We start from the raw sequence: 15,149 nt of genomic DNA, 5'->3' as shown, positions 1-15,149 counted from the left end.
ATCGCGCTCGTCGGTCGACGTCACGTCGACTTCGGCCGCCTGTCCAGCATGGTCTGTATGCCGGCCCAGTAGACCTCGCCCGCGATCCGTAATTCGAAGATCACCAGGGCGCACGGTCCGCCGGCGCTTCCCCAACGCCACCCGCGAACCGCCGCAGCGACGCGGCCGCGGCGCGTCGGACGTCCGGTACGCCCGCGCGCCCGCCAGTTTGAGGGGAAGCCCTGAATGTCAGCGGACACCGAGCCCACGGCGGCCGACGGGTCGACCGCCGCCTTCGCCGGTACCGACCTGCGGGCGCTGGCCGAGCAGGCCAACGCCGAGCTGGAGAACGCCCCGGCCGGGCGGATCGTCGAGTGGGCCCACGCCACCTTCGGCGCGGACCTGGTCGTCGCCTCGTCCATGGCCGACACCCACCTGGTGCACCTGGCCTCGACCTCGGCGCCGGGCATCGACGTGGTCTTCCTGGACACCGGCTACCACTTCGCCGAGACCGTGGGCACCCGGGACGCGGTCGCCGAGGTGTACCCGGTGCGCCTGTTGAACATCACGCCGCTGCGGACTGTCGCGGAGCAGGACGCCGAGTACGGCGCGCGCCTGTTCGAGCGCGACCCCGACAAGTGTTGCGCGCTGCGCAAGGTCGAGCCGCTGGAGCGCGCGCTCAAGCCCTACACCGCCTGGATCAACGGCATGCGCCGCGAGGAGTCCCCGACCCGCGCGGACATCCCGGTCGTCGGCTACGACGCCAAGCGCGACATGGTGAAGATCTCCCCGCTGGCGGCGTGGACCCAGGACGAGGTCGACGCCTACATCTCGGACAACGGTGTCCTGACCAACCCCCTGTTCCTCGAGGGCTACACCTCGATCGGCTGCGAGCCCTGCACCCGCAAGCCCTTGCCGGGCGAGGACCCGCGGGCCGGGCGCTGGGCCGGGAACACCAAGACCGAATGCGGGCTGCACACCTGATATGAGTACCTTGACCCACGACGAATCGGCTCCGTCGCGCGCGCATTTGCGCACCCTGGAGGCCGAGGCGGTGCACATCATCCGCGAGGTGGCGGCGGAGTTCGAGCGGCCGGTGCTGCTGTTCTCCGGCGGCAAGGACTCGATCGTGATGCTGCATCTGGCGCTGAAGGCGTTCGCGCCGGCTCCGCTGCCGTTCGGGCTGCTGCACGTCGACACCGGCCACAACTTCCCCGAGGTGCTCCAGATCCGGGACCGCACCGTGGCCGAGCACGGGCTGCGGCTGTACGTGGCGCACGTGCAGGACTACATCGACGACGGCCGCCTGGTCGAGCGGCCGGACGGCACCCGCAACCCGCTGCAGACGGTGCCGCTGCTGGACGCCATCCAGTCCAACAAGTTCGACGCCGTGTTCGGCGGCGGCCGCCGCGACGAGGAGAAGGCCCGCGCCAAGGAGCGGGTCTTCTCGCTGCGGGACGACTTCGGGCAGTGGGACCCCAAGCGGCAGCGCCCGGAGCTGTGGCGGCTGTACAACGGCCGGCACCGGCCCGGCGAGCACGTGCGGGTGTTCCCGCTGTCCAACTGGACCGAGCTGGACGTGTGGCAGTACATCGCCGAGCAGGAGATCGAGCTGCCGGAGATCTACTTCGCGCACGAGCGGCAGGTGTTCGCCCGCGGCGGGATGTGGCTGGCGCCCGGGGACTGGGGCGGGCCGCGCCCGGACGAGGCGTTGCAGCTGCGCCAGGTCCGCTACCGCACGGTCGGCGACATGTCCTGCACCGGCGCGGTGGACTCCGACGCCGCCGACATCGCCGCGGTGATCGAGGAGATCACCGCCTCCCGCATCACCGAGCGCGGAGCCTCCCGCGCGGACGACAAGCTGTCCGAGGCCGCCATGGAAGACCGCAAGAGGGAGGGCTACTTCTAATGACCGTTCTGTTGGACGCGCCGGCGGAGAAGGACACTCACGTCGCCGGGCTGCTGCGGCTGGCCACGGCCGGCAGCGTGGACGACGGCAAGTCGACCCTGGTGGGCCGGCTGCTGTACGACACCAAGTCGGTGCTGGCCGACCAGTTCGAGGCGGTCGAGCGCACCTCGCGGGACCGCGGTCTGGACCAGGCGGACCTGGCGCTGCTGACCGACGGCCTGCGCTCGGAGCGCGAGCAGGGCATCACCATCGACGTCGCCTACCGCTACTTCGCCACGCCGCAGCGGCGCTTCATCCTGGCCGACACGCCCGGGCACGTGCAGTACACCCGGAACATGGTCACCGGCGCCTCGACCGCCGAGCTGGCGGTCATCCTGGTCGACGCCCGCAAGGGCCTGGCCGAGCAGACCCGCCGGCACACCGCCGTCTCCGCGCTGCTGCGGGTGCCGCGGGTGCTGCTGGCGGTGAACAAGATGGACCTGGTCGGCTTCGACAAGGACCGCTTCCACGAGATCGAGGCCGAGTTCGCCGCCTACGCCACCGCGCTGGGCGTGCAGCACCACGCCGCGCTGCCGGTCTCGGCGCTGCGCGGGGACAACGTGGTCGAGCCCTCGGCCGATCTGGCCTGGTACGACGGCCCGACGCTGCTGGAGTACCTGGAGAGCGTGCCGATCGAGGCCGAGCAGCGGCCCGACGGCCGGTTCCCGGTGCAGTACGTGATCCGGAACCAGGCCACCGACTACCGCGGCTACGCCGGCACCGTCGCCTCCGGGCATCTGGAGGTCGGCGACCCGATCGTGGTCCTGCCCTCCGGGCAGCGCTCGACGATCGCCGGCATAGACCTGCTGGGCAGCCCGGCCGGCCGGGCCGCCGCCGGGCAGGCCGCCACCCTGCTGCTCACCGACGAGCTCGACGTCTCCCGCGGCGACCTGATCGCCCCGGCCGACGCCGCGCCGGTCGCGGTCCAGGACGTCACCGCCACGGTGTGCCACCTGTCGGAGCGGCCGCTGAACGTCGGCGACCGGGTGCTGCTCAAGCACACGACCCGGACGGTGAAGGCGATCGTCAAGGAGATCTCCGCCAAGCTGGACATCTCCGACCCGCTGGCCGCCGCCTCGGCGGACCCGGCCGCGGGCGCCGAGGCGGACGAGTTCGACTGGGACGACGACGCCCCGGTCACGCACAGCCTGCACGCCAACGACATCGGCCGCGTGGTGCTGCGCACCGCCTCGCCGATCCTGCTGGAGCCCTACGCCTCGGACCGCGAGACCGGCTCGTTCCTGCTCATCGACCCGGCCAGCGGCGACACGCTGACCGCCGGGATGTCCGGCGACCCGCTGGGGGTCTTCTCGTGATCGAGCACGCGCTGTTCTCCCACAACTTCACCGGGGACATGCGATGTCGGATGCCGGCCGGCCGCGCGGCCCACTTCCGCCACAGACCCGCTACGTAAGCGCACCGCTTGGAGTTCTCCGTTGATACGCAAGGCCTTCTCAGCCGCCGCCGCGACCGCGGCCGCCGTCTGGATGGTCGCCTCGCTGGTGATCGTCGTGGCCGCGTACGCGGCGGCCTCCGACGACTCCGGCGACTCCGGGTCCTCCTCCGCCGCGCCGGCCTCGGACACCACCGGCACGGTGTCCACCGCCGCTCCGGAACTGCGGCTGGGCTACTTCGCGAACGTCACGCACGCCACCGCCGTGGTCGGGGTCGCGCACGGCGAGTTCGCCTCGGCCCTGGGCACCACCAAGCTCACGACCCAGATCTACAACGCCGGGCCGGCCGAGATGACCGCGCTGCTCGGCGGCCAGCTCGACGCCGCGTATGTCGGGCCGTCCTCGGCCCTGGCGGCCTTCGCCCAGTCCCACGGGCAGGCGCTGCGGATCGTGGCCGGCGCCACCACCGGCGGCGCCGAGCTCGTGGTGCGGCCGGGCATCGCCACCGCCGCGGACCTGAAGGGCAAGGTCCTGGCCACCCCGCAGAAGGGCAACACCCAGGACGTCGCGCTGCGCTCCTGGCTCAAGCAGAACGGCCTGACCGCCAACGGCGACGGCACCGGCGACGTGTCGGTGGCCCCGCAGGACAACGCCGCGACCCTGGACCAGTTCAAGGCCGGGCACATCGACGGGGCCTGGCTGCCCGAGCCGTGGGCCTCGCGGATGGTGCTGGAGGCCGGGGCCAAGGTGCTGGTGGACGAGAAGGACCTGTGGCCCGGCGGGCAGTTCGCGACCACGAACCTGGTGGTGAACGCCGACTTCCTGGCCAAGCACCCGGACACCGTCAAGGCGCTGATCGCCGGGCAGATCGCCGCCAACCGGTGGATCACCGCCGACGGCGCCGCGGCCCAGCAGCTGGTCAACGACCAGCTCAAGCAGCTCTCCGGCAAGGCCCTGAGCCCGACGGAGATCCAGCGGGCCTTCGGCGAGCAGGCGGTCACCGACGACCCGCTGGCCGCCTCGCTGCAGACCTCGGCCGACCACGCGGTGGCCGCCGGCCTGCTGAAGAAGACCGACTTGCACGGCGTCTTCGACCTGACCGCGTTGAACGCCGAGCTGGCCGCGAACGGCCGGCCCGCGGTGTCCGACGCCGGGCTGTCGAAGTAGCAGCGTAGAAGAACGCGAAGGGGAGAGCGCCATGACCGCCACCATCGAGACCGCCGCCCGGTCGGCCGGTGCCGACGCCAATGCCGGCACCGGTACTGGCACCAGCACCGGCACCGGCACCGGCGCGCCGACGGCTCCGGCCGCCGCGGCCGGTCCGGCCGCCGTGCGCGTCTCCGGTGTGAGCAAGTCCTTCCGCGGCAGCGCCACGCCGGTGCTGGACGGCATCGACCTCGACGTCGCGCCGGGCGAGTTCGTCTGCCTGCTCGGCGCCTCCGGCTGCGGCAAGTCGACGCTGCTGAACCTGGTGGCCGGGCTGGACGCGCCGAGCGCCGGGACGGTCGAGGTGCCCTCGGGCCGGCCGGCCCTGATGTTCCAGGAGGCGGCGCTGTTCCCGTGGCTGACCGCCGGGGAGAACATCGGCCTGGCGCTGCGCCTGCGCGGGCTCTCCGGCCGCCGCGAGCGCAAGGCCGAGGCCGAGCGGCTGCTGGACCTGGTGCGGCTGCGCGGGTCCTACGACAAGCGGCCGCATCAGCTCTCCGGCGGGATGCGGCAGCGGGTGGCGCTGGCCCGGGCTCTGGCCCAGGACAGTCCGGTGCTGCTGATGGACGAGCCGTTCGCGGCGCTGGACGCCATCACCCGCGACGTGCTGCACGAGGAACTGATCCGGCTGTGGGAGGCCACGGGCCTGGCGGTGGTGTTCGTGACGCACAACGTGCGCGAGGCGGTGCGGCTGGGACAGCGCGTGGTGCTGCTGTCGTCCCGGCCCGGCCGGGTCGCGCAGGAGTGGCGCGTCGACATCCCGCAGCCGCGCCGCATCGAGGACAAGGCCGTGGCCGAGTTGTCGGTGGAGATCACCGAGCACCTGCGTCAGGAGATCAGCCGTCATGGCCGCTGACATTGCGGAAACGGTCGAGGAACCGGAAACCGTCGAGGCCGTCGAGTCCGTCGACCCTGACAAGGCCGCCGAGTCCATCGAGAACGTGACCGGCGAGGCCGTCACAGACGCCGACGCAGCTGCCGGGAGCAGCGACAACCTCGCAAACATCGAAGCCGGACTTGACGCGCTGGAAACATCGGCGGAACCGGAAAGCGGCAGACTGCGGAGCGTGGCCGCCTCCGCGATTCCGCCGATCGTCGCCGTCGTGCTGATCCTCGCCGTCTGGCAGGCTCTGTACGCCGCGAAGATCTGGCCGGACTGGAAGCTGCCCGGCCCCTCGCAGGTGTTCAGCTCCCTGAAGGACGCCTACACCAACGGCGACGTGTGGCCGGCGGTCTGGCACAGCATCAGCCACGGCGCGGTCGGCTTCGGCGCGTCGGTGGCCATCGGTACGCCGCTGGGCCTGCTGGTCGGCCGGGTCAAGGCGGTGCGCGCCGGGATCGGGCCGATCCTGTCGGGCCTGCAGTCGCTGCCCTCGGTGGCCTGGGTCCCGCCGGCGTTGATGTTCTTCGGCCCGACCCCGGCGATGCTCTACACCGTCGTCCTGCTCGGCGCCGTGCCGTCGATCGCGGTCGGCGTGGTCTCCGGCCTGGACCAGGTCCCGCCGATCTACCTGCGCGTCGGTCGCAACATCGGCGCCCGGGGCCTGGCCTCGGTCCGCCACGTGCTGCTGCCCGCCGCCCTGCCCGGCTACCTCGCCGGCCTGCGCCAGGGCTGGGCCTTCGCCTGGCGCTCGCTGCTGGCCTCGGAGATCATCGTGCAGTCGGCCGGACTCGGCCACTCCCTGGGCTTCCTGCTGAAGAACGCCCAGGACACCAACGACATGGCCGGCGCCTTCGCGGCCATCCTGCTGATCCTGGCCGTCGGCGTCGCGGTCAACCAGCTCGTGTTCGTGCCGCTGGAGCGGCGGGTGCTCAAGGCGAGGGGGCTGGCGTGAACCAGGAGCGGGCGATGCTGGCCGTCGCGCACGGGAGCCGCGACCCGCGGCACCGCGAGACGGTCGAGGCGGTGGTGGCCGCGGTCCGCGCGCAGCGGCCGGGGCTGCGGGTCGAGGCGGCGTTCCTCGACCACTGCGGCCCGACGACGGCGCGCGCGCTGCACGGCCTGGTCCGGGACGGCCACCGGCACGTGAAGGTGGTGCCGCTGCTGCTGAACACCGCCTTCCACGTCCGCCAGGACATCCCGGCGGCGGTGCGCGCCGCGCACGAGGAGCTGCCGCGGCGGTGGCGCACGGGCCGCGCGGCGGTGACCGAACCGGTGCTCACCGAGCCGCTGGGTCCGCATCCGCTGCTGCTGGCCGGCCTGGAGCGGCGGCTGCGGGAGGCCGGGGTGTGGCCCGGCGACGAGGAGGCGGCCGCGGTGCTGGCCTGGGCCGGGTCCTCGGACCAGGCGGCGGTGGCGGTGGTCGACGATCTGGCGCGGTACTGGCAGGACAGCGGCTGGCGGCGGGTCGTCGCGGTGCCGGCGGTCGGGGACCAGGCCGGCGAGGCGGTGCGGAGCCTGCGGCGCGGCGGCGCGCGGCGGGTCGTCGTGGCGCCGTACTTCCTGGCGCCGGGGCTGCTGGCCGACCGGATCCGGGACTCGGCGCGGCGCGCCGGGGCCGACGCGGTCGCCGCCGAGCTCGGGCCGGCGCCGGAGGTGGCGGCCACGGTGCTGGCGCGGTTCGACGGGTCGGTCGCGACCTGCCGGCTGATGGCCGCGGCCTGACGGTCCCCGTCCCCCGGGCGGCCGAGCGGGTCCCCGGGCGCCGGAATCACCCCGGGGGCGATGGGGTTGCACGCATGCGAAGCCTTGCGACCTTTGAAAGGATTCGTGCATGCGCGCAATCGTCGTCAGTGAACTCGGTGGACCGGACGTCCTGCAATTGTCGGACGTCGACAACCTCCAGCCCGGGCCCGGAGAGCTGCTCGTGAAGGTCGGCGCGGCCGGCGTGAACTTCATCGAGACCTACCAGCGCAGCGGCCTGTACAAGATGCCGCTGCCGTACACGCCGGGGGCCGAGGCCGCCGGACACGTGCTGGCGGTGGGCGAGGGGGTCATCGGCTTCCAGCCCGGCGACCGGGTGGCGACCTCCGACGGCCGGGGCAGCTACGCCGAACAGATGATCATGTCGGCCGAGCGCACTGTGCACGTGCCCGACGGCGTGGACATCAAGACCGCGGCGGCGGCGATGCTCCAGGGCATGACCGCGCACTATCTGACACAGAGCACGTATCCGGTCAAGGCCGGCGAGACGGCGCTGGTGCACGCCGCGGCCGGCGGCATGGGGCTGTTGCTGACCCAGCTGGCGAAGACCGCCGGCGCCAAGGTGATCGGGACGGTCTCCAGCGAGGCGAAGGCCAAGCTGGCGACCGAGGCCGGCGCCGACGAGATCGTCCGCTACGACCAGTTCGAGGACGAGGCGCTGGCCGCCGAGGTGCTGCGGCGCAACGGCGGGCAGGGCGTGCACGTGGTCTACGACGGCGTCGGCGCCTCCACGTTCGAGGCCTCGCTGGCCTCGCTGCGGCCCCGGGGCATGCTGGTGAGCTTCGGCAACGCGTCGGGCCCGGTGCCGCCGATGGCGCCGCTGCGGCTGTCCCAGGGCGGCTCGCTGTTCCTGACCCGGCCGACGCTGGTCAACTACATCGCCGCGCGGCAGGAGCTGGAGTGGCGGGCCGGGGACGTGTTCCGCTGGATCCAGGACGGCACGCTGAAGCTGCGGATCGGGGCCGAGTACCCGCTCGGCGAGGCCGGGCAGGCGCACCGGGACCTGGAGTCGCGGAAGACGACCGGGAAGCTGCTGCTGATCCCGTAGCAGGCGGGCTCAGGAGCCGGATCAGGCTGGTTCAGGCTGAGTCAAACTGGATCGGGCTGGTTCAGGCCTGGCCCGGCTCCTGGACCAGCGTCTGATACATGACATGGAGCCCGACGTAGCCGTGCGTCGGGCTCTTGAACGCCCCGGGCACGGTGCCGATGATCTCGAAGCCGATCGCCTGCCACAGGTGCACGGCGCGGGCGTTGCTCTGCACGACCGCGTTGAACTGCATCCCGCGGTAGCCCTCGGCGCGGGCCCAGGCCAGGGCGTACTCGCCGAGGGCGCGGCCGACACCGCGCCCGGCGGCCGCCGCGTCCACCATGAAGCTGGCGGTCGCCACATGCGCGCCGGGGCCGGGCCGGTTGGGGCCCATCTTCGCGGTGCCCAGGACGCGGTCGGCGTCGTCGACCGCGACCACGGTCAGCCCGGGAGGCCGCTCCATCCAGGTCGAGCGGCCCTCATCTTCAGAGGGCTCATACGCGTACACGAACGTCTCGCCCGCGGCGCAAATGGCCCGGAAGATCGGCCAGATCTGCGGCCAGTCCTCGGCGGTCGCCGCACGGATCCTCATACCGCCGGAGCCTAGCCGGGCTCAGGACTCCAGGACCCGGGCTTTTTCCTTGGCGACGTCGTAGTCGGCCGGGGGCCACTGCGGGTCGATCCGCTCCAGGGTCTCGATGAGCAGGTTGGTGATCGCGAAGTTCCGGTACCACTTGCGGTCCGCCGGGATCACGTACCAGGGCGCGGTGGCGGTCGAGGTCAGGTCCAGCGCGGCCTCGTACGCCTCGCGGTAGGCGGGCCAGAGCTTGCGCTCGTCGACATCGCCGGTGTTGTACTTCCAGAGCTTGGTCTCGTCGTCCAGGCGGGCCAGCAGCCGGTCCTTCTGCTCGTCGCGGCTGATGTGCAGGAAGCACTTCACGACGGTCGTGCCCTGGTCGGCGAGTTCCTGTTCGAACTCGTTGATCAGGCCGTAACGCGGCTCCCACTGCTCCGGCGGCACCAGGTTGCGGACGCGGACGATGAGCACGTCCTCGTAGTGGCTGCGGTCGAACACGCCGACGTAGCCGGCGCCCGGCAGCGCCTTGCGGATGCGCCAGAGGAAGTCGTGGGACAGCTCCTCCTCGGTCGGCGACTTGAACGAGGTGATGTGCAGGCCGCCGGGGTCCATCACGCCGGTCACGTGCTTGACGGTGCCGCCCTTCCCGGAGGTGTCCATGCCCTGCAACACCAGCAGCACGCTCTCCCGGGCCGGCTCGGTGCCGCCTCGGGACTGGGCGAACAGGCGCTCCTGCAACGCGGCCAGGCGTTCGCCGAGCTCCGGCAAGGCTTCCCGGGCGGCCTTCTTGGAGTGCCCCCCTGGGTGCGAGTCCGTGGGGATCTCGGACAGGTCGATGGGGGAATCGGGGGCCCGCAACAGATCAATGAACGACTTCGACGACTTCGCCATGAACGAAGAGTGCCATCTAGGTGACCGCTGCGCACGTCGTCGCGGCGGTTCAGGGGGTGCGGAATCCGGCGGTTCTCAGCTCACTGGTGGTCAGAGGGCTGCCGGGACCGCGACGGAATCTGCGTGCGCTTCCGCTTCCGCTTCCATTTCGGCTTCGGCCTCGGCCAGCGCGACGCCGTCGCGGGCCAGGGCGGTGATCCTGGAGACGGCGCGCAGGTACTTCTTGCGGTAGCCGCCGCGCAGCAGCTCGGGAGTGAACAGCTCGCCGAGCGGCGTGCCCGAGGCGACCACCGGGACCTTGCGGTCGTAGAGCCGGTCTATGAGCACCACCAGGCGCAGGGCGACGTTCTGGTCGTCGAGCGGCCGCACGCCGGTCACACCGACCGCGCTGACGCCGTCGATCAGGGCGCCGTAGCGGCTGGGGTGGACGGCGGCGAGCTCCTCGGCGAGGTCGTCGAAGGTGTCCAGGGTGGCGGCGGCGCGCTCGTCCACGGTGCGGCGGACGGCGTCCTCGGCCACCGGGGCCGGCGGCGTCGGCAGGTCGCGGTGGCGGTAGTCGGGGCCGTCGACGCGGATCACGTCGAAGCGGGACGACAGCGCCTGGATCTCGCGCAGGAAGTCGGCGGCGGCGAAGCGGCCCTCGCCGAGCTTGTCGGGCAGGGTGTTCGAGGTGGCGGCCAGCTTCACGCCGCGGTCGGAGAGGCGGGTCAGCAGCGTGGAGACCAGGACGGTGTCACCCGGGTCGTCGAGTTCGAACTCGTCTATGCAGACCAGCGCGAAATCGGCCAGGCGCTCCACCGCGGTGGCGAAGCCCAGGGCGCCGACCAGGCTGGTGTACTCGACGAAAGTGCCGTAGGCCTTCTTCTCGCGCGGCGCGGGCGCCTCGTGCCAGAGCGAGGCCAGCAGGTGGGTCTTGCCGACGCCGAAGCCGCCGTCCAGATAGACGCCGCCGGCGCTGGGAGCCGCCGCTTTCTTCTTGAACAGCCCGCCGCCCTTCTTCTGCGGCGCGCCGACAGTCGCCGCGAAGGCCTCCAGGCGGTCGCGGGCGACGGCCTGGCTGTGCTCGGCGGGGTTCGGAACGTACGAGGAGAAGCGCACCTGATCGAACCGCGGGGGTGGGACCAGGTCCGCGATCAGGCGGTCCGCGCCGACGGCGGGGCGGCGGCCGACAAGGGTCGCAGCGGGCGCGGAGACGAGCGGGGCAGACGTCGGCACACTTCCAATGTCCCAGCTCCAGAGGGGTGTCGAGGACCGCGAAGGCCGTGCAATTGATCACATGTGAAGCCGATCACAACCCTCTTGCGGAACCTGGTGCGCAGCGGGGCCGATCTTGCGGGTGCGCAGCGCGTGTCAGGAGTCGCTTGTTGTGATTCGCTGGGTGCATGTATCAACTGCTGCCGCCTTCGCGCCGCAACCGCCAGGTGGACCTGGCCGAGGTCTACGCGTACCCGGCCGGGGCGCGCCGCTGGGTCCGGGCGAACATGGTCACGAGCGTCGACGGCGCGGCGACCGCCGCCGGAAAGTCCGAAGGCATTTCCGGCGAGGCGGACAAGCGGATCTTCGGCGTGCTGCGCGCCCTGGCCGACGTGGTCCTGGTCGGTGCCGGAACGGTGCGGGCCGAGCACTACCGCCCGACAAAGGTCCGGGAGCAGTACCAGGAGGCCCGCGCCGCCGCCGGCCAGGCCCCCACCGCGGCGATCGCCGTGGTCTCGGGCCAGCTGGACCTGGACTGGTCGCTGCCGCTGTTCAGCGAGCCGGCGGTGCCGACGATCGTCCTGACCTCCGAACACGCCCCCGAGGACCGGGTCCAGGAGGCGACCGCGGCCGGGGTGGACGTGATCGCGGCCGGCTCCGGCGGCGTGGACCTGGGCCTGGCGGTGGACCGCCTCGCCGAGCGCGGCCTGGGGCGCATCCTCTGCGAAGGCGGCCCGCACCTGCTCGGCCACCTGGCAGCGGCCGAACGACTCGACGAGCTGTGCCTGTCGGTCTCACCCCAGTTGCGCGGCGGAGACTCGATGCGGATCCTGGCCGGGCCAGACCTTACGGGGGGATTACCGCTGATACTGCACACGCTCCTGACGGAAGACGGCTTCCTCTTCAGCCGTTACTTGGTAGGAACGCTGAGCTCGGCAACGAAGGGTGAGTCTGATGGCGGAGAAGGTTGAGCGGACCGACACGGAGTGGCGCTCGCTGCTGACACCGATGGAGTACGCGGTGCTGCGCGAGGCGGGTACGGAGCGCCCATGGAGCGGGGAGTACGTGTCCACGCACACCGCGGGGACGTACCACTGCCGGGCTTGTGACGCGCCGCTGTTCCGGTCCCAGGCGAAGTACGACTCGCACTGCGGGTGGCCGTCGTTCTACGAGCCGCAGGAGGGCGACGCGGTGACGCTGCTCGAGGACCGGAGCCACGGGATGGTGCGGGTCGAGGTGCGGTGCGCGGCGTGCGGCTCCCACCTGGGGCACGTGTTCGACGACGGCCCGGTGGACCACGGCGGGCAGCGGTACTGCATCAACTCGGTGAGCTTGAAGCTGGACGAGGACGCGGCCTGATCCGGTCCTGAACCAAAGACCCGCCCGGCGCATCGGCGCCGGGCGGGTTTGTGGTTTTTGGTCTTATTTGGAGGCCAGTCTGGGGTCGGTTTGGGGCCGAACGCTAGCCCCGCTGCCACTTCACAGCCCCGGCCACCAGGCCGACCAACGCGACCAGGGCCAGCAGCGAGGTGGCCGCCAGCGAGGTCGGCGGAATCGGGTGCAGACCGGAGCGCAGCGGGGGCCAGGCAGTAAGAATACGAGGGTTGAGCAGCGCGGAGAGGACCGGCGTGTCGCGCAGCGACTGCTCGGCCCGGGCCAGACCGTCCCCGACCGTCGGCAACTCGGTCAGCAACCGACCGGCGGCCAGCGGCGTCCCGAGCACCACGACCGCCACCGCGACCACCACCGAAGTGCGATACCAACGCGCCAACCACCCGACCGCCAGACCGAGCACCCCGGCCGCGACCGCCGCCGCAGCCGTCGGCGCCACACCCTGCACAACAGGATCGGCAGCAGCACCATCAGGGATGAGAGTCCGATCACCGGCATACGCCCAGGCAAGCGCCAACGCATAGCCGAGCGCGGCAGCCAACGCCACCAACGCCCCGGTCAACGCACAGACCACGACGGTGCACGTGGTCTTGGCCAACGTCAGCCACGCCCGCCGCGGCACCACCGCGAGGGTGACGTACCGCATCCCATGATGCCGCTCATGCCCCGAGGCAGCGGCCCCCATGACCACCGCAGCGGCCAACGCGGGCAACGTCCCGCCCAGCCGGAACAACGCCACCACCCGCTCCGAAGCCCCGGCCGACACCGCCAACGCCGCAGCCACCCCCAACCCGGCCGCCACCACAGCCGCCACCCCCGGCACCCGCCGCGTCCCCCGCAAACTCCCCAACCGCCGCACCTCATACCGAAAAGCAGCAATCACGCGGACGCCTCCTGCTCTGCCGAGGCCGCCTCAACGACCAGACCGTCCTGCTCCTGCTGCCGCACCGCCCGCGCCGCAGCCGCCCGCCACGGCGTCATACCGTCGTCAACCGGCGCCGCAGGCACAGCGGCGACAGTGAAAGGAACAGCAGGCTGCGCCGACGCGGAGGTCGCCTCCACGACGACGGGGGCGGAGTGGGCACCGCCCGGAACGTCGTCGGTCGCCTTGATGCGCGTACGACGGAAGGTGCCGAAGGCACGGTTCGCGCTGCGCCGGGAGGCGAGGGGCGCGGGGGGTGTTTCGGTTTGCGAAGGCTCAGGCGCGACTCGATCAATGTCGGCCTGAGACTCAGCTGCCCGCTGGGGAGGAGCCTCGGCTGTCTGCTGGGAAGGAGCCTCGGCGATCGCCTGCGGCGGGTTGGTCAGTACTCGGCCGACCTCGCTAAGCTGGTCCTGGGCTTGCTGGCTGGTGTCCGATGCATCTCGGTCCGGCCGAGCTTCGAGGACTTGGCTTGCCTGTTCCGCCTGTTCCGCCTGTTCCGCCTGTTCCGCCTGGTTCTGGACCTGGTCGTCGCTGTGCGAAGCATCAGTACTGTGCGACGCGTCAGTCTGCGTCTCCCCGGCAGCTACCGGACTGGCCTGCTCGCTACCCGCCAACGCGTCGACCTGCGGCGGCCGATCCTGGACCGGTGCCGCGATCTGTGCGTTCGCTTCTGTGGCGGGTGCTAGCTGCGGTGCCGTTTGACCGGGGACTTCAGCCTGGCCGCGCGCATCGGTCACCGGCGCGTCCGGCACAACCTCGACAACCGCCACCAGGGTTTCGACGGCGGGCTCGATGACCTCCGCCTCCTCGATGTCGAGGGGCTGGGTGTCGGTGTCGCTGCCGACCAGGCGAACACCGGAGGACCAGACCGTGGCGAAGCTGGCGCCTTCCGCTCCGGCATGGCTCAGCCCCGGCAGCAGTTCCTTCTGGCGCGGCACCGGGCGGAGGCCGAAGACATCGTCGTCGTGGCCGATCTCGCTCAGCTCGTGGAGGCAGATGCCTGCGACGTGGGCCACCTCGCCGATCCGCGCTCGATCGAGGCCGCGCACTTGGAGGGCGCCGGGGCCGGCGGTGGACAGGCGCGCGCCCTCGGTCTCGAGCGCGGCGGCCAGGCGGGCGGCCTGCGGGCTGCGGACCTGGACCACGGTGGCGCGGCGTTCGTCGAAGACCTCGGCGGCGGAGCGGCTGGCGATCACGCGGCTGATGCCGTCTTCGTCGTCACGCCGCAGGATCACGACGTGGTCGGCGGTGCCCGCGAGGGAATCGGGGTCGGCGGCGGCAACCAGGACGGTGCGGCCCTGGGCGGCGTAGGCGCGGATCAGGGCGTGGAACCAGGCACGGCCGTGGCTGTCGAGCGCGTGGGGCTCGTCCAGGATCAGGGCCGCGGGGTCCCCGATCAGGGCGGCCGCGATGGCCAAACGCTGGCGCTGGCCGGCGTCCAGGCGTCCGCAGCGGACGGCGGTCTGCGTAGACAGGCCGGCGACTTCCAGGACTTCGGCAATCCGCGACTTCGGGACACCCCCGGCTGCGGAGTAGAGCTGAAGGTGCGCCTGCACGGTGCGGCCCGGGTGCAAGGCATCGGGGTTCAGGGCCAGGCCCACTTCACGGACCGCCGGACGCAGCGCGTGGTACGGGCGCCCACCGAACAGGGTGCGACCGCTGCACGGTTCCAGCTCGACCATCATCCGCAGCACCGTCGACTTGCCCGACCCCGGCGCCCCGAGCAGCGCGGTCACCTGGCCCGGATAGACGTCGAAGGACACCCGCTCCACGGGTCCTCCGCCCGAGCCGCGCGACCGGCGGGTGCTGGTCAGCTCGATCGTCTCGATCACCGCGACTCCTCTTGCTCCGGGCCATACTGCCGCGCGACGCCGCCCCTCCCCACGGCCTCCTCCAGCCGATCACCGTCCGCGACATCGCTGACCGCTACGGTATCCGTGATCACTCACGAGACACGGGGAAATCACCGTGA

General features: G+C 71.9%; 15 protein-coding genes. 10 read left to right on the top strand and 5 right to left on the bottom strand.

The features are described 5' to 3' along the window. The first annotated feature begins 225 nt into the window (after positions 1-225). From ABD481_RS05505 to ABD481_RS05470, 8 genes are all read left to right on the top strand, one after another. On the top strand, positions 226-963 hold the full coding sequence (locus ABD481_RS05505) for a phosphoadenylyl-sulfate reductase (RefSeq protein WP_344664421.1): 738 nt from the start codon (positions 226-228) through the stop codon (positions 961-963). 1 nt (position 964) lies between these two features. After that, on the top strand, positions 965-1,888 hold the full coding sequence (gene cysD / locus ABD481_RS05500) for a sulfate adenylyltransferase subunit CysD (RefSeq protein ID WP_344664420.1): 924 nt from the start codon (positions 965-967) through the stop codon (positions 1,886-1,888). After that, positions 1,888-3,243, top strand: a complete 1,356-nt coding sequence (locus ABD481_RS05495; RefSeq protein ID WP_344664419.1) for a sulfate adenylyltransferase subunit 1 — start codon at positions 1,888-1,890, stop codon at positions 3,241-3,243. The genes cysD and ABD481_RS05495 overlap by 1 nt, the downstream gene beginning before the upstream one ends. 120 nt (positions 3,244-3,363) lie before the next feature. Beyond that, positions 3,364-4,488: an ABC transporter substrate-binding protein gene (locus tag ABD481_RS05490; protein WP_344664418.1), complete on the top strand. Its 1,125-nt coding sequence runs from the start codon at positions 3,364-3,366 to the stop codon at positions 4,486-4,488. Between the two features lie 31 nt (positions 4,489-4,519). After that, positions 4,520-5,383 carry an ABC transporter ATP-binding protein gene (locus tag ABD481_RS05485; protein ID WP_344664417.1) on the top strand — a complete coding sequence of 288 codons (864 nt, stop codon included), beginning with the start codon at positions 4,520-4,522 and terminating at the stop codon, positions 5,381-5,383. Then, entirely contained in the window at positions 5,373-6,362 is a 990-nt protein-coding gene (locus tag ABD481_RS05480) for an ABC transporter permease (protein WP_344664416.1), read from the top strand. The genes ABD481_RS05485 and ABD481_RS05480 overlap by 11 nt, the downstream gene beginning before the upstream one ends. Beyond that, positions 6,359-7,132 (top strand): sirohydrochlorin chelatase, encoded by a 774-nt coding sequence (locus ABD481_RS05475; RefSeq protein ID WP_344664415.1) that lies wholly within the window; start codon positions 6,359-6,361, stop codon positions 7,130-7,132. The genes ABD481_RS05480 and ABD481_RS05475 overlap by 4 nt, the downstream gene beginning before the upstream one ends. A gap of 109 nt (positions 7,133-7,241) precedes the next feature. Continuing rightward, positions 7,242-8,219 carry a quinone oxidoreductase family protein gene (locus tag ABD481_RS05470; RefSeq protein ID WP_344664414.1) on the top strand — a complete coding sequence of 326 codons (978 nt, stop codon included), beginning with the start codon at positions 7,242-7,244 and terminating at the stop codon, positions 8,217-8,219. Positions 8,220-8,280: 61 nt separating this feature from the next. Here the strand turns inward: ABD481_RS05470 and ABD481_RS05465 are convergent, their stop codons facing one another. The 3 genes from ABD481_RS05465 to zapE all read right to left on the bottom strand — a co-directional run bounded on the left by ABD481_RS05465 (position 8,281) and on the right by zapE (position 10,881). Next, a complete protein-coding gene (locus ABD481_RS05465; protein WP_344664413.1) occupies positions 8,281-8,790 on the bottom strand; it encodes a GNAT family N-acetyltransferase in 510 nt (169 codons plus the stop codon). Positions 8,791-8,811: 21 nt separating this feature from the next. Further along, positions 8,812-9,666: a polyphosphate kinase 2 family protein gene (locus ABD481_RS05460; protein ID WP_344664412.1), complete on the bottom strand. Its 855-nt coding sequence runs from the start codon at positions 9,664-9,666 to the stop codon at positions 8,812-8,814. A gap of 90 nt (positions 9,667-9,756) precedes the next feature. Continuing rightward, the gene (zapE, locus tag ABD481_RS05455; RefSeq protein ID WP_344664411.1) at positions 9,757-10,881 is read right to left on the bottom strand and encodes a cell division protein ZapE; all 1,125 of its coding nucleotides are present in this window, start codon (positions 10,879-10,881) and stop codon (positions 9,757-9,759) included. A 167-nt stretch (positions 10,882-11,048) separates the two neighbouring features. Between zapE and ABD481_RS05450 the strand changes: the two genes are divergently transcribed. Together ABD481_RS05450 and msrB are read left to right on the top strand one after the other, a co-directional pair. Further along, on the top strand, positions 11,049-11,831 hold the full coding sequence (locus tag ABD481_RS05450) for a pyrimidine reductase family protein (RefSeq protein ID WP_344664410.1): 783 nt from the start codon (positions 11,049-11,051) through the stop codon (positions 11,829-11,831). Beyond that, positions 11,815-12,219 carry a peptide-methionine (R)-S-oxide reductase MsrB gene (gene msrB, locus ABD481_RS05445; protein ID WP_344664409.1) on the top strand — a complete coding sequence of 135 codons (405 nt, stop codon included), beginning with the start codon at positions 11,815-11,817 and terminating at the stop codon, positions 12,217-12,219. The genes ABD481_RS05450 and msrB overlap by 17 nt, the downstream gene beginning before the upstream one ends. Before the next feature lie 103 nt (positions 12,220-12,322). Here the strand turns inward: msrB and ABD481_RS05440 are convergent, their stop codons facing one another. Continuing rightward, positions 12,323-13,135: a hypothetical protein gene (locus ABD481_RS05440; protein ID WP_344664408.1), complete on the bottom strand. Its 813-nt coding sequence runs from the start codon at positions 13,133-13,135 to the stop codon at positions 12,323-12,325. Next, positions 13,132-14,940 (bottom strand): ATP-binding cassette domain-containing protein, encoded by a 1,809-nt coding sequence (locus tag ABD481_RS05435; RefSeq protein WP_344664407.1) that lies wholly within the window; start codon positions 14,938-14,940, stop codon positions 13,132-13,134. The genes ABD481_RS05440 and ABD481_RS05435 overlap by 4 nt, the downstream gene beginning before the upstream one ends. Positions 14,941-15,149 lie beyond the last annotated feature (209 nt).

This window comes from Catenulispora yoronensis, from assembly GCF_039531695.1.
In the GTDB taxonomy this organism is placed as follows: domain Bacteria; phylum Actinomycetota; class Actinomycetes; order Streptomycetales; family Catenulisporaceae; genus Catenulispora; species Catenulispora yoronensis.
The sequence above is the reverse complement of the archived record's forward strand: the minus strand, read 5'-3'. Positions and strand labels throughout refer to the sequence as shown.

What these genes read in the sequence shown, in the direction of transcription:
- ABD481_RS05470 (WP_344664414.1), top strand. Translation starts at nt 7,242, where the DNA reads ATGCGCGCAATCGTCGTCAGTGAACTCGGTGGACCGGACGTCCTGCAA.
- cysD (WP_344664420.1), top strand. Translation starts at nt 965, where the DNA reads ATGAGTACCTTGACCCACGACGAATCGGCTCCGTCGCGCGCGCATTTG.
- ABD481_RS05460 (WP_344664412.1), bottom strand. Translation starts at nt 9,666, where the DNA reads ATGGCGAAGTCGTCGAAGTCGTTCATTGATCTGTTGCGGGCCCCCGAT.
- ABD481_RS05485 (WP_344664417.1), top strand. Translation starts at nt 4,520, where the DNA reads ATGACCGCCACCATCGAGACCGCCGCCCGGTCGGCCGGTGCCGACGCC.
- ABD481_RS05450 (WP_344664410.1), top strand. Translation starts at nt 11,049, where the DNA reads ATGTATCAACTGCTGCCGCCTTCGCGCCGCAACCGCCAGGTGGACCTG.
- ABD481_RS05495 (WP_344664419.1), top strand. Translation starts at nt 1,888, where the DNA reads ATGACCGTTCTGTTGGACGCGCCGGCGGAGAAGGACACTCACGTCGCC.
- ABD481_RS05505 (WP_344664421.1), top strand. Translation starts at nt 226, where the DNA reads ATGTCAGCGGACACCGAGCCCACGGCGGCCGACGGGTCGACCGCCGCC.
- ABD481_RS05480 (WP_344664416.1), top strand. Translation starts at nt 5,373, where the DNA reads ATGGCCGCTGACATTGCGGAAACGGTCGAGGAACCGGAAACCGTCGAG.
- msrB (WP_344664409.1), top strand. Translation starts at nt 11,815, where the DNA reads ATGGCGGAGAAGGTTGAGCGGACCGACACGGAGTGGCGCTCGCTGCTG.
- ABD481_RS05465 (WP_344664413.1), bottom strand. Translation starts at nt 8,790, where the DNA reads ATGAGGATCCGTGCGGCGACCGCCGAGGACTGGCCGCAGATCTGGCCG.